25 protein-coding genes and 1 pseudogene are annotated in these 25072 nt (G+C 61.6%); 16 read left to right on the top strand and 10 right to left on the bottom strand.

From position 1 onward, the window contains the following. Positions 1 to 10: 10 nt before the first annotated feature. Positions 11 to 1447 carry an MFS transporter gene (locus BTO02_RS04835; RefSeq protein ID WP_075156068.1) on the top strand — a complete coding sequence of 479 codons (1437 nt, stop codon included), beginning with the start codon at positions 11 to 13 and terminating at the stop codon, positions 1445 to 1447. Between the two features lie 220 nt (positions 1448 to 1667). On the opposite strand, the gene BTO02_RS04840 is transcribed toward BTO02_RS04835, so the two are convergent. The 5 genes and pseudogenes from BTO02_RS04840 to BTO02_RS04855 form a co-directional block, all read right to left on the bottom strand. Beyond that, the gene (locus tag BTO02_RS04840; protein ID WP_198039189.1) at positions 1668 to 2405 is read right to left on the bottom strand and encodes a glutathione S-transferase family protein; all 738 of its coding nucleotides are present in this window, start codon (positions 2403 to 2405) and stop codon (positions 1668 to 1670) included. A 117-nt stretch (positions 2406 to 2522) separates the two neighbouring features. Beyond that, positions 2523 to 2708 (bottom strand): annotated as a pseudogene (locus tag BTO02_RS35610) (integrase); the annotation flags it as partial. A 223-nt stretch (positions 2709 to 2931) separates the two neighbouring features. Then, complete coding sequence (locus tag BTO02_RS04845) at positions 2932 to 3828, bottom strand: NmrA family NAD(P)-binding protein (RefSeq protein WP_075156069.1); 897 nt, start codon at positions 3826 to 3828, stop codon at positions 2932 to 2934. A 31-nt stretch (positions 3829 to 3859) separates the two neighbouring features. Next, positions 3860 to 4414, bottom strand: coding sequence for a carbonic anhydrase (locus BTO02_RS04850; protein WP_075156070.1), 555 nt, complete (start codon positions 4412 to 4414; stop codon positions 3860 to 3862). Positions 4415 to 4529: 115 nt separating this feature from the next. Further along, positions 4530 to 5516, bottom strand: coding sequence for a nitrilase-related carbon-nitrogen hydrolase (locus BTO02_RS04855; RefSeq protein ID WP_075156071.1), 987 nt, complete (start codon positions 5514 to 5516; stop codon positions 4530 to 4532). A gap of 213 nt (positions 5517 to 5729) precedes the next feature. Between BTO02_RS04855 and BTO02_RS04860 the strand changes: the two genes are divergently transcribed. Further along, complete coding sequence (locus BTO02_RS04860) at positions 5730 to 6686, top strand: GlxA family transcriptional regulator (RefSeq protein WP_075156072.1); 957 nt, start codon at positions 5730 to 5732, stop codon at positions 6684 to 6686. A gap of 368 nt (positions 6687 to 7054) precedes the next feature. Here the strand turns inward: BTO02_RS04860 and BTO02_RS04865 are convergent, their stop codons facing one another. Next, positions 7055 to 7648, bottom strand: a complete 594-nt coding sequence (locus BTO02_RS04865; protein ID WP_075156073.1) for a TetR/AcrR family transcriptional regulator — start codon at positions 7646 to 7648, stop codon at positions 7055 to 7057. 169 nt (positions 7649 to 7817) lie between these two features. Here BTO02_RS04865 and BTO02_RS04870 point away from each other — a divergent pair, with 169 nt between their 5' ends. Beyond that, a complete protein-coding gene (locus BTO02_RS04870; RefSeq protein WP_232243445.1) occupies positions 7818 to 8750 on the top strand; it encodes an NADP-dependent oxidoreductase in 933 nt (310 codons plus the stop codon). Positions 8751 to 8841: 91 nt separating this feature from the next. Here BTO02_RS04870 and BTO02_RS04875 read toward each other — a convergent pair whose 3' ends face one another. After that, positions 8842 to 9687: a helix-turn-helix domain-containing protein gene (locus BTO02_RS04875; protein WP_075156075.1), complete on the bottom strand. Its 846-nt coding sequence runs from the start codon at positions 9685 to 9687 to the stop codon at positions 8842 to 8844. 37 nt (positions 9688 to 9724) lie between these two features. Next, on the bottom strand, positions 9725 to 10282 hold the full coding sequence (locus BTO02_RS04880; protein WP_075156076.1) for a carboxymuconolactone decarboxylase family protein: 558 nt from the start codon (positions 10280 to 10282) through the stop codon (positions 9725 to 9727). A 462-nt stretch (positions 10283 to 10744) separates the two neighbouring features. Here BTO02_RS04880 and BTO02_RS04885 point away from each other — a divergent pair, with 462 nt between their 5' ends. The 7 genes from BTO02_RS04885 (at position 10745) to BTO02_RS04915 (ending at position 18045) form a co-directional block, all read left to right on the top strand. Then, positions 10745 to 11452: a DUF4396 domain-containing protein gene (locus BTO02_RS04885; protein WP_075156077.1), complete on the top strand. Its 708-nt coding sequence runs from the start codon at positions 10745 to 10747 to the stop codon at positions 11450 to 11452. Positions 11453 to 11542: 90 nt separating this feature from the next. After that, positions 11543 to 12013 carry a MarR family winged helix-turn-helix transcriptional regulator gene (locus tag BTO02_RS04890; RefSeq protein WP_442953435.1) on the top strand — a complete coding sequence of 157 codons (471 nt, stop codon included), beginning with the start codon at positions 11543 to 11545 and terminating at the stop codon, positions 12011 to 12013. A gap of 29 nt (positions 12014 to 12042) precedes the next feature. Then, positions 12043 to 12606, top strand: coding sequence for an isochorismatase family protein (locus BTO02_RS04895; protein WP_075156079.1), 564 nt, complete (start codon positions 12043 to 12045; stop codon positions 12604 to 12606). 2 nt (positions 12607 to 12608) lie between these two features. Continuing rightward, positions 12609 to 12938: a hypothetical protein gene (locus tag BTO02_RS04900; protein WP_075156080.1), complete on the top strand. Its 330-nt coding sequence runs from the start codon at positions 12609 to 12611 to the stop codon at positions 12936 to 12938. Continuing rightward, positions 12935 to 14164 carry an MFS transporter gene (locus BTO02_RS04905; RefSeq protein ID WP_075156081.1) on the top strand — a complete coding sequence of 410 codons (1230 nt, stop codon included), beginning with the start codon at positions 12935 to 12937 and terminating at the stop codon, positions 14162 to 14164. The genes BTO02_RS04900 and BTO02_RS04905 overlap by 4 nt, the downstream gene beginning before the upstream one ends. A gap of 516 nt (positions 14165 to 14680) precedes the next feature. Beyond that, positions 14681 to 16444: a phospholipase C gene (locus tag BTO02_RS04910; RefSeq protein ID WP_075156082.1), complete on the top strand. Its 1764-nt coding sequence runs from the start codon at positions 14681 to 14683 to the stop codon at positions 16442 to 16444. 155 nt (positions 16445 to 16599) lie between these two features. Next, positions 16600 to 18045 (top strand): cytochrome-c peroxidase, encoded by a 1446-nt coding sequence (locus BTO02_RS04915; protein ID WP_075156083.1) that lies wholly within the window; start codon positions 16600 to 16602, stop codon positions 18043 to 18045. Positions 18046 to 18239: 194 nt separating this feature from the next. Here the strand turns inward: BTO02_RS04915 and BTO02_RS04920 are convergent, their stop codons facing one another. After that, complete coding sequence (locus tag BTO02_RS04920) at positions 18240 to 19058, bottom strand: alpha/beta fold hydrolase (RefSeq protein WP_075156084.1); 819 nt, start codon at positions 19056 to 19058, stop codon at positions 18240 to 18242. Between the two features lie 371 nt (positions 19059 to 19429). Here BTO02_RS04920 and BTO02_RS04925 point away from each other — a divergent pair, with 371 nt between their 5' ends. After that, positions 19430 to 20347 carry a LysR substrate-binding domain-containing protein gene (locus BTO02_RS04925; RefSeq protein ID WP_075156085.1) on the top strand — a complete coding sequence of 306 codons (918 nt, stop codon included), beginning with the start codon at positions 19430 to 19432 and terminating at the stop codon, positions 20345 to 20347. 340 nt (positions 20348 to 20687) lie between these two features. On the opposite strand, the gene BTO02_RS04930 is transcribed toward BTO02_RS04925, so the two are convergent. Further along, positions 20688 to 21494 (bottom strand): helix-turn-helix domain-containing protein, encoded by an 807-nt coding sequence (locus BTO02_RS04930; protein ID WP_075156086.1) that lies wholly within the window; start codon positions 21492 to 21494, stop codon positions 20688 to 20690. 125 nt (positions 21495 to 21619) lie between these two features. Between BTO02_RS04930 and BTO02_RS04935 the strand changes: the two genes are divergently transcribed. From BTO02_RS04935 to BTO02_RS04955, 5 genes are all read left to right on the top strand, one after another. Beyond that, a complete protein-coding gene (locus BTO02_RS04935) occupies positions 21620 to 22450 on the top strand; it encodes an NAD-dependent epimerase/dehydratase family protein (protein WP_075156087.1) in 831 nt (276 codons plus the stop codon). Positions 22451 to 22537: 87 nt separating this feature from the next. Continuing rightward, positions 22538 to 22825, top strand: a complete 288-nt coding sequence (locus BTO02_RS04940) for a LysR family transcriptional regulator (protein WP_075156088.1) — start codon at positions 22538 to 22540, stop codon at positions 22823 to 22825. A 671-nt stretch (positions 22826 to 23496) separates the two neighbouring features. Beyond that, positions 23497 to 24066, top strand: coding sequence for a carboxymuconolactone decarboxylase family protein (locus BTO02_RS04950; protein WP_075156090.1), 570 nt, complete (start codon positions 23497 to 23499; stop codon positions 24064 to 24066). A gap of 65 nt (positions 24067 to 24131) precedes the next feature. Further along, positions 24132 to 24290: a hypothetical protein gene (locus BTO02_RS34110; protein WP_198039190.1), complete on the top strand. Its 159-nt coding sequence runs from the start codon at positions 24132 to 24134 to the stop codon at positions 24288 to 24290. Between the two features lie 55 nt (positions 24291 to 24345). Then, the gene (locus BTO02_RS04955; protein WP_075156091.1) at positions 24346 to 25017 is read left to right on the top strand and encodes a peroxiredoxin-like family protein; all 672 of its coding nucleotides are present in this window, start codon (positions 24346 to 24348) and stop codon (positions 25015 to 25017) included. The last annotated feature ends 55 nt before the right edge of the window (positions 25018 to 25072 follow it).

A 25072-nucleotide genomic window follows, 5' to 3' on the forward strand; every position in this document is an offset into this window, starting at 1 on the left:
GCCGGGACTTATGCAAATGACAACCTCCTCCACGCGTCGTTGGTCGGCGTTCGCGGTGTTGCTGGTGGGCGCATTTCTGCCTCCGCTGGACTTTTTCATCGTGAACGTCGCCTTGCCGTCCATCCAAAGCACGCTCCATACGAGCGCTGCAGAACTGCAACTCGTCATTTCCGGATACGCCGCGGCTTACGCGGTCTTCCTCATCACAGGAGGACGCTTAGGCGATCTCTTTGGCCGGCGGAGAATATTCCTGATCGGCGTCACGGGCTTCGGACTGACATCGGTGATGTGCGGGCTCGCATCGTCACCCGCCATACTGATCCTCGGGCGTGTGCTGCAAGGCCTGAGTGCCGCCGCCATGGCGCCCCAAGGGCTGGCCTCCGTTCACGCCCTGTTCCCAAAGAAGGAGCGCGCGCGTGCCTTAGGCCTCTACGGCGCCGCGGTGGGACTCGCTGCCGTCGCAGCGCAGGCGCTCGGGGGTGCGCTGATCTCCGCGGACATCTTTCATCTGGCATGGCGCGTTATTTTTCTCATCAACTTGCCGGTCGTCGTCGCCGTCCTGCTCTTCGGGCTACCGTTGCTACCCGACGTCCGCGGCGACAGCCCGGCACCTGTAGACCGGATCGGAGTGCTGCTCTGCGCGCTCACGCTGGGCTTGCTCATCGTGCCTCTGGTCGAAGGGCGGGAGCTGGATTGGCCGTGGTGGGCCTGCGCGATGCTCATCGCGTGCCCCGTCGCTGCCATAGGCTTGTGCCGGTATGAGATGGCCTACGCCCGTCGAGGCGGCGCGCCTCTGATCAGCGTGGAGTTGATCCGGAGGCCCGGCCTGATGAGCGGGCTGACGGGCGTCCTTTTCTTCTACGTCGTCTCTGCTTTCTTCCTGACGTTCTCCGTCTACCTGCAGGCGGCCCTTGGCATGAGCCCATTCGAGACAGGCCTGGTTTTCCTACCGTTCGGAGTGGGCGCCTTCATCGGGCCGCTGACGACGCCACTGGCCATCCGCCTCTTCGGCGACCGCGTCCCCGCCATCGGCATGATGCTGGAGGTCGCCGGCTGCACACTGCTCGCCGCCCTCGTGGCCGGCGCGCCCGGACAGATGCCGGCTCGGTTTCCCCTGATCGGGGCGGTAGCACTTCTGGGATTCGGTCAAGGCTGGGCGCTGCCCACGCTGGTGCGTTCCGTCATCAATCGCGCACCGGCGACCGGTTCCGGGATGATCGCGGGGATCACCAATTCGGCGTTGCAAATCAGTGCAGCACTGGGTGTCGCGGTCATCGGCGGCGTCTTCTTCAGCGTCGCAGGGACGTCACCGGATCGGTTGTCCCTGGCCAGAGCATTGGTCGTCGCAATGATGTGCGTCGGCGGCAGTCTGACCGTTTCCGCTGTCCTGTCTATCGTCGCTTCAAGATCAGGCATTCGTGCCGCTGCGAGGCCTGCGCCTCGTTGAGTCCAGCCCGCCATCACTGTGAATCTGTTGCTGCTTCTCGGCCCGATAGAAGGGAGTCAGTCAAGTGGCCAGTGCCAGGAGTGAACGGGCCGTGCGAATGACGGTTTTGCGAGAGGGCCGGCCGGCCGAACCTGGCCGGTCAGTGCCTCATGCGACAGCGGATTGCCGGATGCGATCGGCAATCGTGGACCCTCTACGTCAAGCTGTTGCAGGCCTCTGATCAAGGGGCGGTAGTGCGGAAGCTTTCAAGCGCGGTGACGCGTTCCCACCATTCGCCGACGCCTTTCAGCGCCACGATTTCATCGCGATGCGGCGTAAGCGCCACGTAGGTCATGATGGGCGCCAGGTAGAGATCGGCAATGCTCAGCATGCTACCCGCGAGATACGGCGAATCGCCTTTGATTCGCATGAGCTCGTTGAGGACAAGGCGACTCTTTTCCAGCGCGGCTTTGAGTGCATCATCGTTCTGGCCGCCGATGAAATCCGGGAACAGGTAGTATCCGGCGACGCTCACCAGCGCACTGTAGCCATAGGAGTCGACGATACTCGTCACCATGTCCATTCGCGCTCGATCCTTCGGCGTCGCGGGGGTGAGCGATGGGCCGGGTAACACCGTGTCGAGATAGCGCATGATCGCGGTCGTCTCGATGATCCGGAAGCCGTCCACGTCGACGACGGGGACCTTGCCGAATGGGTGCCGGGCCCGATGCTCGTCTTCCCGCGGCTCACCCTTCAATACGTTGACAGGAACCTGGTCGTAGTCAGTAAATTGCTTCTCGGCGAGCAGCATCCGCACGGTCCGGACATAAGTGGATCCGTTGAACCCCCAAAGCCTGATTTTGATGGTCATGCCGTTTTCCAGGTTGGATTGCCGCTCGACGAGAGCGGCTATCGTAAATGAAGCGCAAATAAAACGTAAATAAAGCACCGCATTCGCGCGCGTTTTCCGTTCGGTCAATGCGCGCTTGCGGTCGACGCCTTAACGATTGTTAGGCAAACCACGGGTCGTTGCTGGCCGGGTCGATGGTACACGGTTCGCGAGATAGAGCGCGCCCGTAAGGGCTTCCTCGGAGGTATCGCAAGCCCGCAGCTTGCTATCGATCGTGGGATTGAACATCGCAAGATCACACGTTTTCGCCGCCAGCCGCAGTCGGATTCGAATCGCGCAGATCTCCTTGAGCTTCAGCGGCGGCTTCTGCCTGGTGAGCTTTTCCTTGTTTCACGGCACCTGGGGCACGCGATTGCTCATTGACGCTTCCATGATGATTCTCCCTTCAAGGGAGTCAAGGGAGGGGGGAATCAGTCTGCGTCGGCGTCGATGGACGATACCCGACCCGAAGCGGACCTGCAGTGTTCTCTTTCAAACGTCCGATAAGTGCGTAATAGCGATGATGACCGTCTCGCCTACTAGCGGTGAACCTTGCCAGACTGGCCGACAGACGCCGTGCTTCGATTGTTTCGCAATCGGCTGCATGTCCGGCGCGCTAACGTTGTGTTTCTGGCTGAAAGATCTGGCGGTTCGCGAGGACATAGTCGTGTACCGACATCGGCTTTTGTCCGGTAACCCGTTCGACAATATCGTTCGTGCCGGCGAATTCGCCAGCCTGATAGCCGCGATACACAGACGTAATGTGCTGGATAAAATGCGCCGACAACCCGATTCGCATGAGACGCGCCTCGAACGACTCCAGGCTTTCCGCTTCGTAACGCACCGGGCGACCCAACGCATCGCCGACCCTCTTCGCCATCTGCGTGTGATCGAGTTCTTCGACGCCGAACAGCGGGTATGTCTTGCCCGCATGCGGCTCGCGGTCCAGCAGGATCCGGGCGATCACACGGCCCTGATCGGCTGCGGCGATCGGCGCGTGACGCCCGTCTCCGGCGGGTACGCGTAGCAAGTCATGGTCCGCGATTTGCGCGCGCTGAAATCCGTAGCTCAGCCACTCCATAAAAAGCGTCGGCCGCAGATGCGTGACGGGAACGCCCGCCCAATCGAATACGCGCTCGCCGTACCAGTGCGCGAGCGAAGCCCGGCTCTGCGCATCGGCACTCGCGGAAATCTGCGACATGTTGACGATCGAGCGTACGCCCGCCAGCTTCGCCGCATGCGCAAAATAGGCAGTCGCATCGACGAGCTGCGGCTGCATGATCGGGTACACGAAGTATGCACCGGTTACGTTTTGCAGCGCCGCCTGGACGGCATGACTGTCCAGCAGATCGCCGGCCGCAATCTCGACGCCTCGTGCACGCAATGCCGAGGCACGCTCATCGTCGCGATGAACGAGCGCCCGCACGCGCGCGCCCTTCGACAACAGTTCTTCGATGGCTGCGCCGCCCGTCGCGCCGGTCGCACCCGTAATCAGATATAGATCGTTCTTCATGTCATGCTCCAGACTGGATCGGAAGAGAGATTTACCCCGCGGCGCGATCTGCGGACTCGCGCAGCGGTGCGGGCGGAACGACGGTCGTGATCTGGCCGGTCTTGACGTCGTACACCAGGCCCGAAACGACGAGGTTGTCGGGAAGCGCCGTGTTTGCCCGAAGCGCCGCAATGTCGAGGGCAACCGCTTCGTAGGGCTCCGTGATGGCGAGCCCATCGAGCGCGTCCGTCTCGACACCCAGATGCTTCGCGAGCAACGCGGGCGCGTGCCTATGACAGCCGATGATTCCGCAATCCGTGTGCTGAAGCAGAACAAGATTGCGGGCGCCCTCGGGGCGGCCGGCTGCTTGAGCGACCACGCTCAATATGGACAGCGTTTCGAGCAACGGTTTGTTCAACCGGCCGCCCACGTTACGGATCACTGCCGCTTCACCCTGCTTCAGGCCCAGCACATTCGCGGGATCGACGCGCGGATCGACACAGCCGACCACGACCGTTCCTGTCGATGGCATCATCCTGAGTTCGGGTGCGAATGCCGTTTTAGCGAAATCGGCGTTGCGTTCCAGCATGACATCGTTGAAGTCCATTCTTCATACTCCTATATAAATCGAGGGCGACGCGCCCGGTTGAATTCGCCGTCTTTGTCGTTTCGCACTGGCGTAACGCATTCGACGACGGGTATCGTGCGATTGCGCAAGCGGTTCAGGCGAGTACTTCCAGACTGCCGGCCGGTTCTTCGCCCTGTGCGCGAAGCGATCGCTCGATCACATGGGGCCTCGGCGCACGGTCGATCACGAGTCCCAGCACGTCGGGGCGACTGTAATGACCACGCGAATCCATCATGCGTTTGCGCTTGTCGATCTGCCAGAAATCCAGATCGGCGATGATCTCGCCCTCTCCTGCACGCAGCGGCTGACCGCCCATGTACTCGCCCTCGGGCGAAACGATGGCGGTGAAGCAGCCGCTGGAGATCGGGCCGAGCTGGCTGGTATGGGTATCCTGCAGAATCTGTTGTTGCTGTTCGGCAGTCAGCCAGGCGGTCGCATTGACCACAAAGGCGCCTGCCTCCAGCGCATGCTGGCGGATGTTGACGGAGATCTGCTCGGAGAACAGATCGCCCGCAAACGAACCCGGATACATGGCCGAATGAATTTCCTCGCCGTCCGCCATCAGCGCGTAGCGCGCCAGCGGGTTGTAGTGCTCCCAGCACGCCAGCTGGCCCACGCGGCCCACGGCGGTATCGATGGCGCGCAGGCCTGAGCCGTCGCCCATTCCCCAGATCATCCGTTCGTGATAAGTCGGCGAGAGCTTGCGTCGGCGCTGCACCAGCGTGCCGTCGGCATCGAACAGCAATTGCGTGTTGTAGATCGTGCCGCCGTCGCGTTCATTGACGCCGATCGATACCACCATGTCGGCCTGCCGGGCCGCTTCGCCGATTGCGCGCGTCGTGTCCGAAGGGACCGTCACAGCCTGTTCGAGAAGCTTGTAGTGCTCGGCGCCCATCTCGAACGGCGTTTCGATAAACGAGAAGTACGGGTAATACGGAACGACGGTTTCCGGGAAAGTCGCGAACTGGACGCCCTGCTGGCCGAGTTCGAGAATTTTCCCGACGACCTTATCGACCGTGCCTTCGCGGCTATAGAGGACAGGCGCGATCTGCACGGCGGCGGCGCGGATGACTTTCGACATGACGGTGCTCCTTTCGCTGGCTGCGAGACGTATTCGAGAAGTGCTTGTACCTTAGTGCCGCGGACCTTTACGATGATGTCGTTATTGCCACCATTCATGACATCCGCTGCCCGCCGCGGCGCATGCACGACTCGTTCACGCGCCCGTTATCCGGGAATCTCCCCAGACGGCGCTCCTTCATGCCACGTTCATATTGCAGATAGCGAAACAGATATGCACCGGATTGGCTTCGTAGTGCCGAGAAGATTTCAGATGATGAGCCTCGCTGCGCTCACGGTGTTCGAGGTGGCGAACATTCCTCCGCGAGGGCCGTGCTATGACGTCCACGTGCTCTCCGAACATGGCGGGCCCGTCGAATCGTCGGGCGGCATGACGTTGAACACCGAGGCATTTGGCGATCCCGCATTCGACACGATCATCGTGGGCTCGATCACGGAAATGAAAATGCCGTCTTCCGACGCTGCCGTCGTCGCGTTCGTAAAAGAGGCCGCCAAGGCTTCGAGACGGGTGGCGTCGATCTGCAGCGGTGCATTTGTTCTTGCCGAGGCCGGACTACTGGATGGCAGGCGCGCGACGCTGCATTGGGCTCATGCATCCGAATTCCGCGCGCGCTTTCCCAACGTCGTCACCGACGAAGACCGGATCTTTGTCAACGACGGTTCCACCTGGACTTCGGCCGGAATGACGGCCGGCATCGACCTTGCCCTCGCGTTGCTCGACAACGATCTGGGCCCCGATGTCGCGAAACTCGTCGCTCGACTTCTGGTGATGAATCAGCGTCGGCTGGGTGGGCAAAAACAGCATTCCGCGCTGCTCGACATGACGCCCAAATCCGACCGCATCGAATCGGTACTCGCGCACATCCGGCGAAACCTGCGCAATCCGCTCACGATCGATGAGCTTGCGGACGTGGCGAACCTCAGCCCTCGCCAGTTCAGCCGCGCCTTTGTTGCCGAGACCGGTCAGTCGCCTGCAAAGGCAGTCGAACAGCTTCGCCTCGAAGCTGCCAGATTCATGATCGAACAAGGGCGACACACCATCAACGTGGTGGCGCAGGAGACCGGCTTCGTGGACCGGGAGCGCATGCGCAGAGCGTTCGTCCGGTCGTTCGGTGTACCCGCCGACGTCATGCGCAGGATCGCCCGTCGGGAATCGGTCACGGGTGGTTGAAATTTGATCGGTTGTCGTGCCGTCCCGCAGAGGCGAAAGACGAACGATCTGGTCGGGCGGCTTGCGCTGCTGCGCTTGTGGTGATGGCGAACGGCTGCAATTGGGTAGGCTGCGGTCGCTCGGAACGTAGCGACGAACGTCTCCTCCTGGCCGGCTGCAGCCCCGCGCAGTCGCCCCGACGCGCCCCGAATCGACCTGTGCAGCCATCTCGAGCGCGTCGTCAACTTCGACGCCGCGCTATCGGACCGTGCTTTCAAGCCTGGTATGGCCAAGCTGAAGATGTGCGGCGCGGAGCTTTTCGTCCGGCGTTAAATCAGCAACCCCTTGTGACAACTTCGAAGCCGATAACGGCAGTCCGTGTGTGAGCACTACCGCGCCCCTGTCTCGTCACCCGGTCCCCGGGCGAACGTCACGAGATCGCTCAATTCCTTGAACGCGTGTTCGACCTGGACGCCGAGATCCGTCGATCCGTTTTCGAACCAGGCGGCCACTGCCTGACTCAGCGCCGCCATTCCGACTTGTGCCGCCAGGCTGGCGGCCCGGTCGGGCACGCCGCGCTGCCGGAATGCCTCGACGAGCGCCGCCATGACGGCGCGGGACTTCGTCTGCGCCCGCTCCTGCAAGGCGGGGTGGGCCGCGATGATGTGTCGACGCGGCTCGGTAAACGAGCGGTTCTGGATGAAGAGCGGCTCGACCGACGGGAACGCGCGAAAGAGCGCTTCCAGCGGACCGACACCCGACGGAACGCTCGCCACCGCGCTCGTCAGTGTCGAGATGAACTCGTCTTCCCCGCCGAACAGCACTTCGCGCTTATCGGGGAAATGACGAAAGAAAGTGCGCTGCGTGACACCGGCCTCAGCCGCAATGTCGGCCGCCGTCGTGTCGTCGTAACCACGGGTTTGATAGAGCTTGAGCGCCGCTTCCTGAAGACGGCGTCGCACTTTCTCGGGATCTCTGGGCATGATTCACCAATGGTATTGTCACAAGCTGACTTTACGCGTATCGTCAGCATATGACGATACGCTATCGTTGTTCTCGGGCCGCCGCAAGCGTGGCAGAGGCGACCGCGCGTCTCGCATCTGTTGCCAACCGTCACGGAGAATTGCGATGTCGGGTTCCGATCCATCAACGATGAAAGCCCTTTGGGTTCAGCGCTATGGTGCGCCGGCCGATGTGCTGCATCTGGCCGATGTTCCTCTGCCCGCACCGCGGGCTGGGCAGGTGCGTGTACGGGTTCATGCGTGCGCTTTCAATCCGGCCGACTGGGCGGTATGCCAGGGTTTCTTTCCGCTGCCGCCGCCGCGCGGCATCGGCTTCGACGTGGCGGGGACGGTCGATGCGATCGGGGAGGGCGTCGCTGACGTCGCCATCGGCGATCGCGTGTTCGGCGTTCCCGACTATCTCGGCTATCCCACCGCGGGCGCGGCGGAATTCGCCGTCCTGAAAGTATGGTTCGCCGTGCCGCACGGGTTGAGCCTCGAGCACGCGGCGTGTCTCCCCATGGCGGTGGAAACGGCCACCCGCAGCATCGACCTGCTTGGTCTATCGAAAGGGCAAACCATCATGATCAACGGCGGCGGGACGATGACCGGGTTCGCCGCTGTTCAGATCGCGCTGCTGCGAGGCGCCCATGTGATCGCCAGCGCCGGCGAAACGTTCGCTGATCGCTTGCGTGCGCTGGGCGCGAAAGTGACACCGTACGGCGAAGGGATGGTCGAGCGTGTTCGCGAGATCGCGCAAGGCGCGACCGATTTCGCCTTGCATACCGCGCGTGTCGAAGGCGTGCTGCCCGACCTCGTACGGATCGTGGGCGGCGACCCTCTCCGGGTCATGAGCTTCAGCGATTTCGACGAGGGCGGACTCGGCGTTCGCACGACAGGGCGCGAGAAGGGCGTGGTGCATCGCTACGACGTGCTCGGACACTACGCACGACTGGCCGCCGTCGGGCAGTTCGCCATTCCGGTCGCGCGCACGTTTACGTGGGAAGACTGGCGAGAAGCGGTCGAACTGAGCATGGCCGGGCGCGCGCACGGCAAGCTGCTGCTCATTCCCGGACCGCGTTGAACGGCGGCTTCCAGAGGGGAATCCGACGCTCGAGGCGTCGCATCTGCGGCCGAGTTCGACGCGAGCGCGCGGGGGAACATCGGCCCTCCGTTCAGCGATGTCTGGAATGCACGGCGAGCAACTGCCGGTGGCGTGCTGCGGTTTCGTCATCGGCGGGGAACATGCATTCCAGCCGTAACTCCTGTGCCGCGACGTTCTGCGGCGCGCCGACGGTGGTGACCATCGAGAAGTATCGAAGCACGGCTCCCTCGCTCATGAAGCCAATCGGAATCATCGGCATCGTGGGTGCGACGCACGTCCCAAGATGCATCTTCCAGTCGCGCGGCACGTCTGGATAGGCAAGCAGTTCGTCGAGCAGACGTCTGGTGCCGGCATCGACCATGTGGCCGACCGATTCCCTGTGCACGCGTTGCAGCAAGCTTCGCGAGACCGTGTCCCAATCGGCCACGAAGGGACGCATCCCCTGCGGATCGAATATCAGATGCAGCATGTTGCGCGGGCCTTTGCGCGAGGCCATGTCGATGAAGCAGTCGAAGAAGAGCGGCGCCGCGTCGTTGGTCATCAGGACATTCCAGTGGCGATCCATCACGATCGCGGGAAAGGGTTCGTGCTGGCGAACGACCTGTTCGAGCGCGCCGATGACGCTATGCATCTCCTGTGCGTTCCATGGCGCCTCTGAATACATGGGTGCGTAGCCGGCAGCGAGCAACAGGGCATTGCGCTCGCGCAGCGGCACATCGAGCGTCTGTGCAAGCGTCAGCAGCGTGTCCCGGCCGGGCACGCTGCGCCCGCTTTCGATGAAACTGATCTGACGCTGCGAGACGCCTGCCTCGAGCGACAGATCGAGCTGACTCATGCCACGCACGTCGCGCCAGTACCGCAGCAGGCCGCCGAGTTCGCTCGGCAGCGCTTTCGCATCGGGACTGGTGGCGTTCATCGGACTCCCCCAATTGACATGGATGACCAGGGATGACTCAGGGTACAGGCGCATGCCAGGCGAAGGCATCGAACTGCGCTTCGAGCGGCGGGTGCGTCACGCTGCTCGTGTAGTTCGTGATCGTCGATGCGGCCACCACCGCGATGACCTCGAGTATCTGCTCGATGGTGAACCCCGCTTCGAGAAAGCGCTTCTGGTCCGATTCGGCCAGGTGGCCGCGTTTTTCTATCAGCGTGCGCGCGAGTGCCGATAGCGCAGCCAGTGCAGGGTCGGCAGGCAAGGCGCCATGCCGGAGCGCATCGATATCGGCGCGGTGTACGCCCTGCTTCAACGCGAGCGCCGTGTGAAACGCGACCGGCCATTCGCTGGCGTTCGCGACGGCATTGGTGAGCAACACTGTCTGAATCTGCGGCTCGGTCAGGCTGCTCGCATGGACGCGCTGGAACAGGCCCACGAAGCCGTTGATCAGCACCGGCGACCCGGCCATCGTGGCCGCGATATTCGGGATCAGCCCGAACGCCTGTTGCAATTGCTGGAGCATGGGCCTCGATTGCGCGGGAGCGGTTTCGACTGTGTAAGCGGTAAAACTGGGCATGGTATCTCCCGGGAGATGAGCGCTACCGGAATGGAGGCGCGACAGCCGAAGAGTAGAGGTGGTCGTTCATTGTGCCAATTACATCCCATGTAATCAGCGCTGCGAACCGTGGCATGCGGCGTATGGAATTGTCGTGCGGGATGAGCGGGGATCCAGCCGAGTCCTGCCTTCTTCCTGCGTTCGCGGCTAGCTGAACGACGGCTGGCCAAGCTCGTCGTCCATCGCGGCCCAATGCCCATTGGTGCCGTGCCCGGGTTCGACGACTGCGCCGGCAAACGCGCGATCCGGAATAGCGCTTGCTGATAGGACACGGTGTGTCATTTCGAGAGGTTGCAGCCATGAGAAAAAGACCGCAAGGCCCCGTCCTATCCGTTCGCGTCCCCGGCGAAGCGCGCCGATTATCGGCGAGGATCCGGATGCGTGTCGTTCCAACGCTCGTCCACGTTTTGCGAAGGCTAGTCGATGCTCAATAGCAGCTTTCCGAACTGGTTGCATATCCTGTCACTCGTATGGATCGTGCTGGGGGTGCTGTGCGCCGTCGCAATCGCGGTCGACGAATTCAGATACCCGCAGAAAATGTGGATCATGAATCTCGTATGGCCGCTCACAGCATTGTTCGGTACGGTCATCTGGCTCGCCGCCTATTTCGCGTGGGGCCGTCATGCGCCCGGTAGCCATCGCCAGCGGCAGCCCTTTGCAGTGATGGTGACGAAAGGAACAAGCCACTGCGGGGCAGGTTGCACGCTCGCGGACATCATCGTCGAATGGTCGGCGTTCGCCTTTCCCGCATTGGCGATGTCGTTCGGGTGGCATCGAATATTCAGCGAAAAGACATTCGCTGTCTGGATTCCGGACTTCATCGTCGCATTTCTGCTGGGCATCGCGTTTCAGTACTTCACGATCAAGCCGATGCGCGACCTGTCGGTCGGACAGGGTTTGGCCGCTGCCATTAAAGCAGACATCGGATCCATCAGTGCGTGGCAAGTGGGCATGTATGCGGCAATGGGCGCGATTCAGTTTCAGTGGTTCAGGCCGGCCTACGGACAGGTGGCGAGCGTCGCGAGTCCGGAGTTCTGGTTCGCCATGCAGCTTGCGATGCTCGCCGGATTCGTTACCAGCTTTCCGGTCAACTGGTGGCTGCTGCGGGTCGGCGTAAAGGAAAAGATGTGAGCAGCCGGCCGGCGGTGCGAAGCCCGCTAGCGTCCTTTCCCGATACCAGGGTCGGCGAATATACAGCTAATCTGTACAGTTAGACTGTATATGTGCTATCGTCTTTTTATGACGAAACAATCAAACACGTCCGAGACGCCCGAGTTGGCCGCTCTGGCCGGCGAGCTGCGCATTTCGCTGGGCAAACTGATTCGACGGCTGCGGGATCAGGCACATCCGGGCGACTTCACTTCGGCCCAGAAGTCGGTTCTTTTGCGCCTGGATCGCGACGGGGCCGCCACGGTCTCCGCTCTCGCCCGGGCAGAGAGCGTGCGTCCGCAATCCATGCGCGTCACGGTCGCCGGTCTGGAAGCGATGGGGGCCGTGAGGGGTGAGTCCGACCCGGCCGATGGCCGGCAAACGCTAATAAGCCTGACCCCGCGTTTCCGGAAACAGCTCAAGGCAAGCCGCGCTGCCAAAGAAGACTGGCTGGTGCGCGCCCTCCAGGCGCAACTGTCTGCGCGGGAACAAGGCGAACTCATGGCCGCGATCAAACTGCTACAGCGACTCGCCGACTTCTAAGCCATTCCCGGTCCCTTTCACGAAATAACATGGCTCTTTCCACGCTCGATCCGAACACCGCCCTCATCATCGTCGACTTGCAAAAGGGCATCGTCGGCTCCTCCTTCATCCATCCCATTGACGGGATCGTGAGTCGTTCGCGCGCGCTGCTCGACGCGTTTCGCGAACGCGGCCTGCCGGTCGTCCTCGTCAACGTTGCCGGGGTAGCGCCTGGCCGCACCGAGCGGCAGCGCCGCAGCGAACCGTATCCGGCTGGGTGGACGGATTTCATCCCCGAGCTTGATCAGCAGCCCGGCGATATCGTCGTGACGAAGCGAACCTGGGGCGCGTTCGCCAGCACCGACCTCGAAAACCGGCTGAAGTCGATCGGCGTCACCCAGGTCGTCGTCGCCGGTGTCGCCACCGGAACGGGCGTCGAGTCGACCGCACGCCAGGCGTACGAGCATGGCTTCAACGTCACGTTAGCCCTCGACGCCATGACTGATGCGCGTCCCGAGGCTCACGAATACAGCATCCAGAACGTCTTCCCGAAGCTGGGCGAAACCGGCACAGCGCAGGACATCATCGACCTGCTGGCAACGAGGAGCGTCTAGGAATGGCATGGCTTCATTTTGTGTCGTGGTTCCTGGGCGGTGCCTTTCTCACGAACGCTGTACCGCACTACGTGAGCGGCCTGATGGGAAGGCCGTTTCAAAGTCCATTCGCGAAACCGCCGGGGGAAGGGCTGTCGTCGTCGACCGTGAACCTGCTCTGGGGTTTTTTCAATCTGATTTTCGGCTATCTGCTCGTTTGCCGTGTCGGCAATTTCGACCTGAGAGACACGAGTGATGTCCTCGCGCTCGGGCTCGGCTCGCTGGCACTCGGGTTGTACACGGCGCGACATTTTGGCCGCTTCCACGGCGGCAATACGCCGGGACATTCGTGAGCGTTCCGGCTGCCGGCGTCTTCCGTTCGCTGAGAAACGTCAACTACCGCGTCTGGGCGGCAGGCGCGCTGGTTTCCAACGTGGGCACCTGGATGCAACGCACAGCGCAGGACTGGCTCGTGCTGACCCAACTCACCCATCACAATGCGGCGGCCGTGGGCACAGTCATGGCGCTCCAGTTCGGGCCGCAGCTCCTGCTGCTGCCCTGGACAGGATTCGCCGCCGATCACTACAACCAGCGCAAACTGCTGATGGCGACCCAGGCCGTACTGGGCATTCTGGCCTTGATGCTCGGTCTTCTCACGGTGACTGGCATCGTCCAGCTCTGGCACGTCTATGTATTCGCGTTTCTGTCAGGCTGCGCCTCGGCGTTCGACGCCCCCGTGCGTCAGACATTCGTGGCCGAACTTGTCGGCGATGCGGATCTACCGAACGCGGTCGCGCTCAACTCGACTTCGTTCAACGCGGCACGGATGATCGGGCCGGCGGTGGCCGGTCTGGTCATCGCTTCGATTGGCACAGGCTGGGCATTTCTGCTGAACGGCGCCAGTTTTCTCGCGGTGCTGGCGTCCCTGTTTCTGCTGCGCGTGTCCGCTCTGCATGCGAATGCACGAGCACACCGGTCCAAGGGAAGTCTCACCGGGGGATTGCGCTATGTATGGTCCCGACCGGACCTCAAGGCGATCCTCGTCATGTTGTTCCTGATCGGCACGTTCGGATTGAATTTCCCGATCTTCATCTCGACCATGGCGGTCAGTGTTTTTCACGCCGATGCACGCGGTTACGGACTCCTGTCGTCGATCATGGCCATCGGTACCATTTCGGGGGCACTGCTTGCCGCCGGCCGCGATCGGCCACGGTTCGTGTCCTTGCCGATCGGCGCGGCGATCTTCGGAATCGGCTGCACGCTGGCCGCTATCGCGCCAGGCTACTGGTTATTCGCTGCCGCGCTAGTCGTCATTGGTGTGGCCGCCTTGACCTTCACCAACGCCACCAACAGCCTGATGCAGCTCACGACCGAGCCTTCCATGCGGGGACGGGTGATGGCTTTGCGCGTCGCCATCGCACTCGGCGGTACGCCGATCGGAGCGCCGCTCGTGGGCTGGGTAGCCGACCATCTGGGGCCGCGCTGGGCTCTTGGTGTCGGCGCAACGTCGGGCATTGCCGCGGCGATGGTAGCCATCCACGCCATGACGCAACAGATTCATCGGCCACGCGAAGGCTGATTCGAACCGCACGACTTGCAGTGATGTGGCGATCGGGGCCCATTCAGAAGCGGAGCGGGCGCTCCAATGTCCGGCTGAGATCCTCGACCCAGCGCGGTCAGACAATTATCTCCAAGCCGGTCAGTCAGATCCGGATTTAACGACCGGAGTGCCACTATGCGACAGCCGCTCTGCCACGTTCGTCGCGGCGCCCGGTCGTCCGTCAAGCGCGCCATTCGTTGCGACAGTCCCCCCGCATTCCGCACACAAGCGGATACGGACTACCCAGATACATCGGAATCCAGAACGATTCCTGAGGAGGTGAGATTTGCCTCGCGCGCTTTGAAAGTATTCGGAAAGTAATGATAGTGAATATTAAAGAAGGTATTTAGAAAGCTAATAGCCTCTATTTATTTATATTCCGATGTTTCAATTCGGTGGCTTCAAACCGTAGATACGCAGAACGCATCGCCTGATGCATCTGCACTTTCCACAAGTACCGAAAGCGCTATACCGCGAATCTGGAGCCCCCCGAGCATGTTTAGAAACGCCTTGTTACCCATATCGCTGGCGGTGACGCTATTTGCGCTGGCCGCCTGCGGAAGCGACGATAGTAGCGCCCCTGCTGCGTCAACGCCGCCCGCGGCCGCGTCCGTATCTGTTCAGGACGCACTTCCAACCGCTACGCCGATCAAGCACGTAGTCGTGATCTTTGGCGAAAACCGGTCGTTCGACCACTACTTCGGCACGTACCCGAACGCCGCGAACCCGCCGGGCGAAACGCCGGTGTTCACGCCGCTGCCGAATACGCCCAAGGTGAACAACCTGCTCGGCGCCACGCCTTCGCTGCTGACGGCCAACCCGAACACGATCAACACGCAGAATCTGGCGATCGTGGTCACGCCGGCCATTCCGGCGTCGGGCACGCAGGCTGCCGTGCCTGCCGTGACGATTTCGCCGTCGCTGCTGAACCCGTTTCGTCTTGACCGCGCTCAGGCCAACACTGCCGACCAGAGCCACTCGTATGGTCCGGAACAGAACGCCTATGACAACGGCGCGATGGACGCCTTCCCCGCCAACACCGGCAAGGCGACGACCGGCGCCGCTGGGCAGTTCGGCACGAAGGCTCAGGTGATGGGCTACTTCGACGGCAACACGGTGACGGCGCTGTGGAACTATGCGCAGAACTTCGCCATGAGCCAGAACGCCTACACCGACACGTTCGGCCCGTCGACACCGGGCGCTATCGCCGTCATCTCCGGCCAGAACAACGGTGTGGTGCCCGTGATCGGCAACGCGTCGACGGTGGCCGACGGCCAGGGCGGCCTCAGCCTGACCGGCGATACGGATCCGGCCGGCGACACCTGCTCGTCGACAAAGAGCACGATGCACATGACGTCGAAGAACATCGGCGATCTGCTGAACGCGAGGAACATCACGTGGGGCGGCTTCATGGGCGGCTTCAACCTGCAGACCATCAACGCCAACGGTTCGACGGGCTGTACCCGCACGACCTTCTCGAGCGTGCTCGGCGGCAATGTGCCGGACTACGTTCCGCACCACATTTTCTTCCAGTACTACGCGTCCACGGCGAACCCGACGCACGCACGCCCGAGCTCGCTCGCGGCGATCGGCAACACGCTCGAAGCGGATGGCAAGACGGTTGATCCGGCTAACCACAACTACGATACCGACGACTTCTTTGCAGCCGTTTCGGCGGGCAACTACCCGTCGGTCAGCTACCTGAAGGCACCGGCAATCGGCGACGGTCACCCGGGCAACTCGGATCCGATCGACGAACAGGCGTTCATCGTAAAGGTGGTCAACTTCCTGCAGCAGCAGCCGGACTGGAAGAACACGGCCGTGATCATCACGTACGACGACTCGGACGGCTGGTACGACCATCGTTACCAACCGCCGAAGACAGCTTCGTTCTCGTCCTCGGATTCATTGAATGGCCCGAGCACCTGCAACGTGGCGGGCACGTCGGTGCAAGGCGTGGGCGTGAACGGCGCGGCAGTGCAGGGCCGTTGCGGCCCGGGCACGCGCATTCCGTTCCTCGTGATCTCGCCGTATGCAAAGGCCAACTACGTGGACGACGTGCAGATCAACCAGTCTTCGGTGGTGAAGTTCATCGAGGATAACTGGCTCGGCGGTCAACGCATCGGCCAGGGTTCCAACGATGCGAACGACGGCAGCATCATGGGCATGTTCGACTTCACGCAAAACGTGACCACGCCGCGCACCCTGTTCCTCGATCCGAACATGGGCACCAAGCTGGCGGCGGCCCCCACGAACTAAAGAAGAAGCTTGCTTCATTTGTCCCGGGACCGGTGCGCGAGCGTAGCGCGCGCACCGGCCGGCGATGAAGACGTCTGCGTCCTGTGCGTCGAGCCGGGCACTCCGTCGGCTCGACCATTTGTTTTGTGCTGTTGCGCCCTTGCTTTTCTGATCACATGAACCAGCCATTGCATACCGTTTCGCCGGCGGCGCCTTCCGCCGGCGGCGCCCCCGCACCCGATGCCGTTCGCCGGACCGCCCGTCGCACCGTTTTATGGAGTCTCGCGGTTAGCATGCTTGCCGCGTTTGCCGTGAGCGCCTATGCGCTTGTCTATCCACAGCGGATGCCGGAACCGGTGGGATTGCTGGTCGAGGATCTGACCGGTGCGAATCCTCATCCGATCGTGCTCAGGCGGCCGGTGGCGCAGCCTTTGAGCGGGCTCGCGCAGCTTGGCAAACAGATATTCAACGATCCGTCGCTGTCGGCGTCGGGAAAGCAGTCGTGCGCGTCATGCCACAGCGCGCAGAATTCATACGGACCGCCAAATGCATTTCCTGTGCAGTTTGGCGGTGCGCATATGACGCTCGCGGGCTACCGGTCGCCGCCGTCGCTGGCCTATCTGTATCGGCAACAAGGATTCAGCATCGGGCCTGAAGCGGCAGAAACCGATATTCCGCCGGACTTGAGCGCGCTTGCCGCGCAGGCCGCGGGCACGACGCGAGCGGTGAAGACGGCGGGCGCGGCTCCCGCGGCGCCGGCGATGGTGCCGCAGGGCGGACTGTTCTGGGACGGCCGCGTCGATACTTTGCAGGAGCAGGCCTTAGGTCCGCTGCTCAATCCGGTGGAGATGGCCAATACCAGCGAAGCCGAGGTGGCGCACAAGCTGGCGGCGGCGAAGTATGCCGATGCCTTCAAGGCGTTTTTCGGCGCCAACGTGCTCAATACAACGGGTCTGCTGGTGGCGGAGGCGATGTCGGCGGTGAGCCGCTACGAGTTCGAAGATCAGTCGTTCCATGAATTCAGCAGCAAGTACGACTATTGGCTCGAAGGCAAGGCGCGCCTGACGCAGGCCGAGTTACACGGCATGCGGCTTTTCAACGATCCGAACAAGGCGAACTGCGCGGGATGCCACCTGAGCCAGCCGAGCAAGGACGGCTTGCCGCCGTTGTTTACGGATACGCAATATGAGGCGCTGGGCGCGCCGCGCAATCCGGAAATTGCGGCCAACAAGGATCCGAAGTTTTACGATCTGGGCATCTGCGGGCCGTTCCGCCGCGATCTCGCGAACCAGACGCAATACTGCGGAATGTTCCTGACGCCGACCTTGCGCAATTCCGCCAGGCGGCCGGTGTACTTTCACAATGGCGTCTATCACACCCTCGAGCAGGTGATGGATTTCTATAATTTCCGGAACACGAATCCGGACAGGATCTATCCGCGCGATGCGTCCGGGAAGGTGGTGAAGTACAACGATATTCCGCCGCAGTTCCAGGCGAATGTGGATGTGGTCGACGCGCCGTTTGACCGGAAATTTGGGGATCAGCCTGCAATGACCGAAGGTGAGATGCGTGACATCATCGCGTTTGTCAAAACGTTGAACGACGGGTTTAAACCCGATTAGGGCCGTCGATAGTCTCGATAAAAATTGCACGGCGACGTTCCGGCCGTTGGACTTGCGATGGCACGCATCCGATTATCTGACTGAGACGAACGCGGACCGTCTCACCGAGACCCCAAGCGGAGGTATAGGTGAAGTGGCGCACCTGTGGAGCGCGCCACTCGAATTGCCCGGATTGGTTCGAGCCGGCGTCCCGTTCAGGATTTGATGAACTCGAGAAGGTCGGGGTTCAGGACGTCCGCGTGGGTGGTCAGCATGCCGTGCGGGAAGCCAGTGTATGTCTTCAGTACACCGTTCGCGAGCAGGTCGACCGCGCGGGGCACCGAACTGGCGAACGGCACGATCTGGTCATCTTCGCCATGCATGACAAGTACCGGTACAGTGATTTTCTTCAGATCTTCGGTGTAGTCCTCCAGCCAGGAGGATACGGTCTCGTAGTGGGCCTGGGCGCTGCCCTCCATGCCCTGGCGCCACCAGTTCGCGATCACCGCCTCAGACGGCCTGGCGCCCGCACGGTTGAATCCATAGAACGGACCCTCCGGGACTGCCCGGTAAAACTCCGACCGGTTGCCAAGCACGCCTGACTTGACGGCGTCGAACCACTCCCGCGGCTGACCTGCAGGGTTCGCGTCGGTTTTGACCATGTTCGGCGTCAGCGAGGCCACCAGCACTGCCTTGGCGACCCGGTCCTGGTGGCGAGCGACGTAGCGGGCCACCTCGCCACCGCCGGTGGAGTGCCCGATGTGGATTGCATCGCGGACGCCGAGGTGTTCGGTCAGTGCAGCGAGGTCCGCGACCCAGTGGTCCATGTCGTTGCCGGTGCCGACTTGCTCGGACCGACCGTGCCCGCGCCGGTCATGAGCGATCACCCGGTAGCCGTGTTGAAGGAAAAACATCATCTGGGCGTCCCAGTCGTCGGCGGACAGGGGCCAGCCATGGCTGAAGACGATCGGCTGACCGGACCCCCAGTCCTTGTAGAAGATCTTTACGCCGTCCGGAGTGGTGATCGTAGGCATCGCTGGTACCTCCTGTAAGAGATTGATTGATGTACTGGTTCTCCGCGGCGTCGAGAATGCTGCCCGCGGCTTCTTTCGAAGTCTTATTTCATGCGCATCACGAAACGTGCAAGCGGAGCGCACTCCGACATCGCTGCTATGGATTTCTAAGTATTAATCGGCGCGACGCGCTTGCTCATGGCGCTTGAATGCGTCGAGTACAGGAATCGGCCTGTGATTGAGCACTCGGAATAGGGTGGCCACGCCAGTAGGACCCCACCGGGGCGCTTGGCTCGTCAATATGGCAGCCGTTGCAATATAGGTATCCCTTGCCACGATGACAAAGACTTTCTATGATTTGACCTATGCCTCAAAGGCATACAGGAGAGCCAATGGAACTTCGACATCTGCGATATTTCATCGCGGTTGCGGAGGAAGGAGGTCTGTTGACAGCCGCCCAACGGCGGCTACACACGTCGCAGCCGTCACTTAGCCGGCAGATCCGCGATCTTGAATTCGAAGTAGGTGTGAAGTTACTGGAGCGCCAGGCGCGCGGCGTGGCGCTCACCACTGCCGGAAAAATTTTCCTTGATCACGCGCGTCTGGCGCTGCTTCAAGTCGAAGCTGCTATCGACGGCGCGCGGCGTGCGGAACAGCCTGAAAAACCCACCCTGGCTATGGGCTTCCTTGCGGGGCAGGAAGTCGTATGGTTACCGCACGCGCTGCACATCCTCCGCGAGGAGGCACCGGATGCGGAGATCACACTGTGCAGCCAGTCTTCTCCTGAACTCGCTCTTGGGCTGATGCGAGGAAAGCTCGACGTCGCTTTCCTTCGTCCCGAGAGACAGACCGTTGGCCTGTCATTCAAAGTCTTGGCGAAGGAGCCACTGATCGCCGTACTGCCAGCAGACCACCGGCTGACCTCACGCAGGAAAATGCGCCCGCAGGATCTCGCCAGCCAAATTTACGTCAGTTCGTCCAGGACTTCTCCCGTACTGGAATCCGTGATCCAGCAATACGCATCGAGTGTCGGAATATCGCTCAAGGCGGGATACGAGGGCGAAAACCTGCCGTCCGCAATGTCGCTCGTTACGTCAACGGGTGGCGTTACGCTTATCCCGCTGTATGCGCAAAATATGCTGACACCAAATGTTGTTGCAAGGGCGCTTGACGGCGTACCTCCGACGATTGATCTCGTCTTGGGATACAGCGATGCAAATACAAACCCGTTACTTCTGCGGCTGTTATCTCGTGCGGACGAGTTGGTTGCAAATGTTCAAGACCAAAGCATCATTCGCTATGCCGTCTAGGTCATGAACGCTGGCTCGGGCACTGCGAGATCGAATGGCCGCTGTACCGGGCAGGCCCGTCGTCTGAATGTCAGAGTCGCACGAAACACGAATGACGCTTCCTGGCTGCTGTTGACGGAGGCGCTTGTCGCTCATCGATCCGAGGCGGCCTCTCGGCCTAATGCGACCACTACGGCAACTTGCGACCTCGGAACAGTCATTCATGAACGGTGAGCCGCGACATCCCTGGATACCGAGGGACGCTCAAGTCTGCAGAGTTCGAGAGCGATTGCCACGCGCTGAGGTCCTATTGTCGACTTGTACCGGCTAAAGCAGCCGGCCGGATCTCGCCGGACATCGATTACAGCTGCGCCGCCCTGTCTTTGTACTTAAGCATGCCCAGGTGGCCGAGTTCGCGACGGAACGCTTCGGGTGTTGCGCCCGCGAAGACGTGAAAATCTTCGATGAGATGCGCCTGGTCGTAGTAACCGGCCGCGGCGGCTATGCTCGCCCAGCTTGCATGACTGCTTTCGCGCGCGAGGTCCGTCGCGCGCGAGAATCGCATGAGTCGCGCAAACGTCTTTGGGCTCATACCAACCGTTTCGAGAAACACGCGGCGCAGATGCCGTTCGCTTATTCTCAGGTCAGAGGCAACTTCGCTCACATTTGCGTTAAGCAATTTCTTCGCGGCTTCGCATACTAGCAAGGAGTGACCCGAGTTCAGGTCGTCGGGCGACAGTCGAGCCGCAATGGCTCGCTCGAGAATCATCGCTGCATCGGTGGCCTTCGTCGCCGTCGCCAGATCGTCGTACAGGTTTTGCGTTTCGGCGGCGCTCCACACCTGTTCCACCGGCACTACGTGTCCATTGAATGTGGAGGGCGGCGCTCCTAGCACCGCACCCGCCTTGCCCAACTGGAGACGGGCCAGGATGGTCCACTGTCCTTTGCGAATGATCTTTCGGGTTACGCGTCGGCGCGCCCCGAGCACGTGAATGTCCAATCCTCTGCTTGCAGAAGGTCCGAACCTGACCACGAGATGCACCTCGGGGCGCGGAATCGCCAGTCTCAGCCCGTCCATGAGGCATTCGTCCGCGAACATGGCATCAACAATTGACGGGACCGGGGTATTGGACCTTGCTTGTCCGCAGTGAATGGCTTCAATGTGCATGGGCACATTGTAAACGGCGTTCGACCGTCGCGCGAACGATACGAGACCTGTCCGTTTTTTCCAATTCAAGCCGGAGACCAGCGGATACAGTCGTCGGGTCCCATCACTCTGACAGGAGTCGGCGCATGAAAATTCTTGTGACTGGAGCAACCGGAAAGGTCGGAAGTCGGCTTGTGAAGCGCCTGGCCCAGCGCGGCGATCAGGTGCGCGCCATGATCCGTGACCCGCTGCACGCAACGCAATTCAAAGCGGATGGTATCGAACTCGCCGAGGCTGACCTCCTTGATGCGGCCTCACTCGAAGCGGCAGTCTCTGGCACCGACGTCGTGGTGCACAGTGCGGCATTTTTCCGTGGCGCCACACCTGAGCAGGCACATAACGTCAATGACGTTGGCACACAGCGTCTGGCAACCGCCGCTCGTGCCGCCGGCGTGAAGCGATTTATTTTCCTAAGCACGGGTCTGGTCTATGGGCCAACTGGCGAACGTCCGGCGAACGAAGACGATCATTGCGCACCAACTGCCGCTTACCCGCTGAGCAAGCTTGCGGCCGAACGATTCCTGCTTGGCCTGAAGGATCCGGATGTGCGGGTGCTACGTCTGGCCTTTGTGTACGGCGACGGCGATGCGCACATTCGGGAAGCGGTTACTCTCATGCGTGGATTTTCTCCAACCCAGCGTATGTCGATTGCGCATCATGCCGACGTGGCTCAAGCTGTTGCACGGCTGCTCGACACCTCTGACCCGACGTACCGCATCTACAACGTGGTCGACGAGGAGCCACTCCGGATCGCCGAACTCTTCGCTTCCATCGGAGCGCCGCCGCCGGACGGATCGGATGCTAAACGTGGAGCGGCTTTCGAGACGCCGCTCGATGGTCGTCGTATCCGCGATGATCTAGGCTTCAGACCCATGTTTTCACGCCTCGCGGATGCCGTCGCCGCGCGTGCCCTTTAGGATCACCACGCACTGAATTCAAAGAGCAGAGTGACCGACCGCGTGCGTGCTTGCCAAGCTGGGGGCTCAGAGCATCGGAGAGCCGCCGTGGACGAACTTCGAGCGATTTCCACCTTTATCTGCGCTGCCGGATTGGGCAGTTCCAACGGGGCCGCGCACGCGCAGGGCTGCACACCACAGACAGTCAGCAAGGCGATTCGTCAGCTCGAAGAACATCCCGACGTGCGGCTCTTTCACCGCACGACGCGCAAGAGCGCATTGACCGATGACGGAGCGCGGCTGCTATCGTCCGTGCGCGCCGCGATGAGCCGCGTGCGCAGTGCGTCATGCGAGGACGAGGGGCCCATTCGTATCAGTGCGGGCGGCGCGGCTTGAAGATCGCTTGACCGACGCCGTCGCTGGGCGCATCGATGCCGGTTTCAAGGCAGTCATCGCGCAGAGAATCGACGTTTCAGGCGGACAGGGTATCTGACGTTTGCGTCTTCGGTGAACGTCCGTTGACACAATTTGATCAACGCCTAGTTGTTTGAAACGTTCGGAGGGCCGCTTTCGGTGGATGTGCGGCAATTGCAAATATAAAAGGAGCGGCCGCTCATGGCCCGAACTCCGTCCCGCACTCAGCGGGCGAGGACGCGATCGATCGCATTGCGCGCCACGCCGAATTTGGCCATACGAGCGCGACGGTCCGATGAGCCAGGGTATGAACGAAGCTACGCGTTCACGGCATTGCGCAGCTCGGTGTTTCCTCTGTTAAACGAGAAGGCTCGAAACGGGACGTGTGGGAGTTTCGTTCTCCCGGTGGACGACGTACGGGACGCTCAACTCGCCGGGCGCGAGACGATGCTGCACAAGCATCGCATGCCTGAATGCATACCCCATGTAGAAGGCCAACCATTCTTCCACGAGCCCCCTGAGACGGATAGCCCTCAACGGCACAGCCACCGCTTTATGCCTCCCTGGAATGAGTGTTATCGACGGCGCCTGCCTTCTCCGACAAAGCGCTGACCTTCATGATCTGCTCACCGTCAACCAACAGGAACAAAACGATGAGCAACTTCAAGACCTACACGATCGATAATGCGCCGGCTGCATCGAAGCCCAGCCTCGAAGACACGCAACGCGCCTTCGGTTTCGTCCCCAACCTGCAAGCGAACATGGCGGAATCGCCCGCGCTGCTGGCCGGCTACTCGGCGCTGTGGGATCTGTTCTCAAAGAGCACGCTGACACCGCACGAACAGCAGGTGGTCTATTTGACCTCGAACTTCGAGAACAACTGCCATTACTGCATGGCCGGTCACTCCACGCTGGCAAAGATGATCAAGATGGACGCAGGCGTGATTGCCGCGCTGCGCGCCGGCACGCCGCTGCCCGATGCAAAACTCGAAGCGCTGCATCGCTTCACGACGCTCGTGGTGCGTGAGCGTGGCTTCGTCCCGGATGCCGATGTCGACGCGTTTCTCGCCGCCGGTTACACCCGTCAAAACGTCCTCGAAGTGATTCTGGGTGTGGCGACCAAAGTGATGAGCAACTACACGAACCACATTGTCCACACCGAACTCGACGGCTTCATGGCCGGTAACGAGTGGACCAAACCGATCGCTGCTGCTGCCGCCTAAAGCCGGCCCCGGGAGCCCTCGCGGCTCCGGTCCAGCCTCATACCGAAGTTCACCGGGAAACCGCCATGTCCACGTTCGACCGCTATCAACACGCGTACCGCAATGCTCGACCGACCCAGCGCCTGCGTCGTGCGATCGACGAAGGCATCGGCTACGGCCTCGCGCTCGAAGGCATCACCGCGGCCGAAGTAGCGCGCACCGCCGCTGCGCAGAGTGCAGCCTGAATCCGCTCGTCACGCGATTTCCCGATTTCACTATTCTTCTCGACGGAGACCTCTCATGTCACTGCAAGACAAACTCGATGCATTCCGGGCCGACTTCAAGGCAGGCAAACCGCCGTTCAACGCGCCGCCGGAGATTCATCCGGTGATGGAACGCGCCACGGCGGAACTGATTGCAAGCGGGCAGGCCGGCCGCGCAATCAAGGCCGGCGATCGCGCGCCGCATTTCAACCTCAAAGATCAGGATGGCAACGACGTATCTTCCGCTGCATTGCTGGCGAAGGGGCCGCTCGTGGTGACGTTCTATCGCGGCGTATGGTGCCCGTACTGCAATATCGAATTGCAGGCGATCAACGAAGTGCTGCCGAAGATTCAGGCCTATGGCGCGAACGTCGTGGCAATCTCGCCGCAAAGCCCGGTCAACAGCCGTAAATCGGTGCGTACCAACGAACTCGGTTTTCCGGTGCTGAGCGACGCGAACGGCCAGACGGGCGCCGATTTCGGATTGCGATTCGCGTTGCCCGACTATCTGGTCGAGTTGTACAAGAATCTGAAGAACGATCTGCCCGCGTTTAACAACGACGCGAGCTGGACCTTGCCGATGCCCGCGCGCTACGTCATCGGACAGGACGGCATCGTGCTGTATTCGGAGGTCAACCCCGATTACACGCGTCGTCCGGACCCGTCGGACATGTTCCCGGTTCTGGAAAAGGCAACGGCCAACGTCTGAGGCCGGCAGTTCAAAACCAGCCGGTGCCGCCGGCGCCGGGGGAATCCGGCGCTGC

The sequence above is a fragment of the Paraburkholderia sp. SOS3 genome (genome assembly GCF_001922345.1).
Classification (GTDB): Bacteria; Pseudomonadota; Gammaproteobacteria; order Burkholderiales; family Burkholderiaceae; genus Paraburkholderia.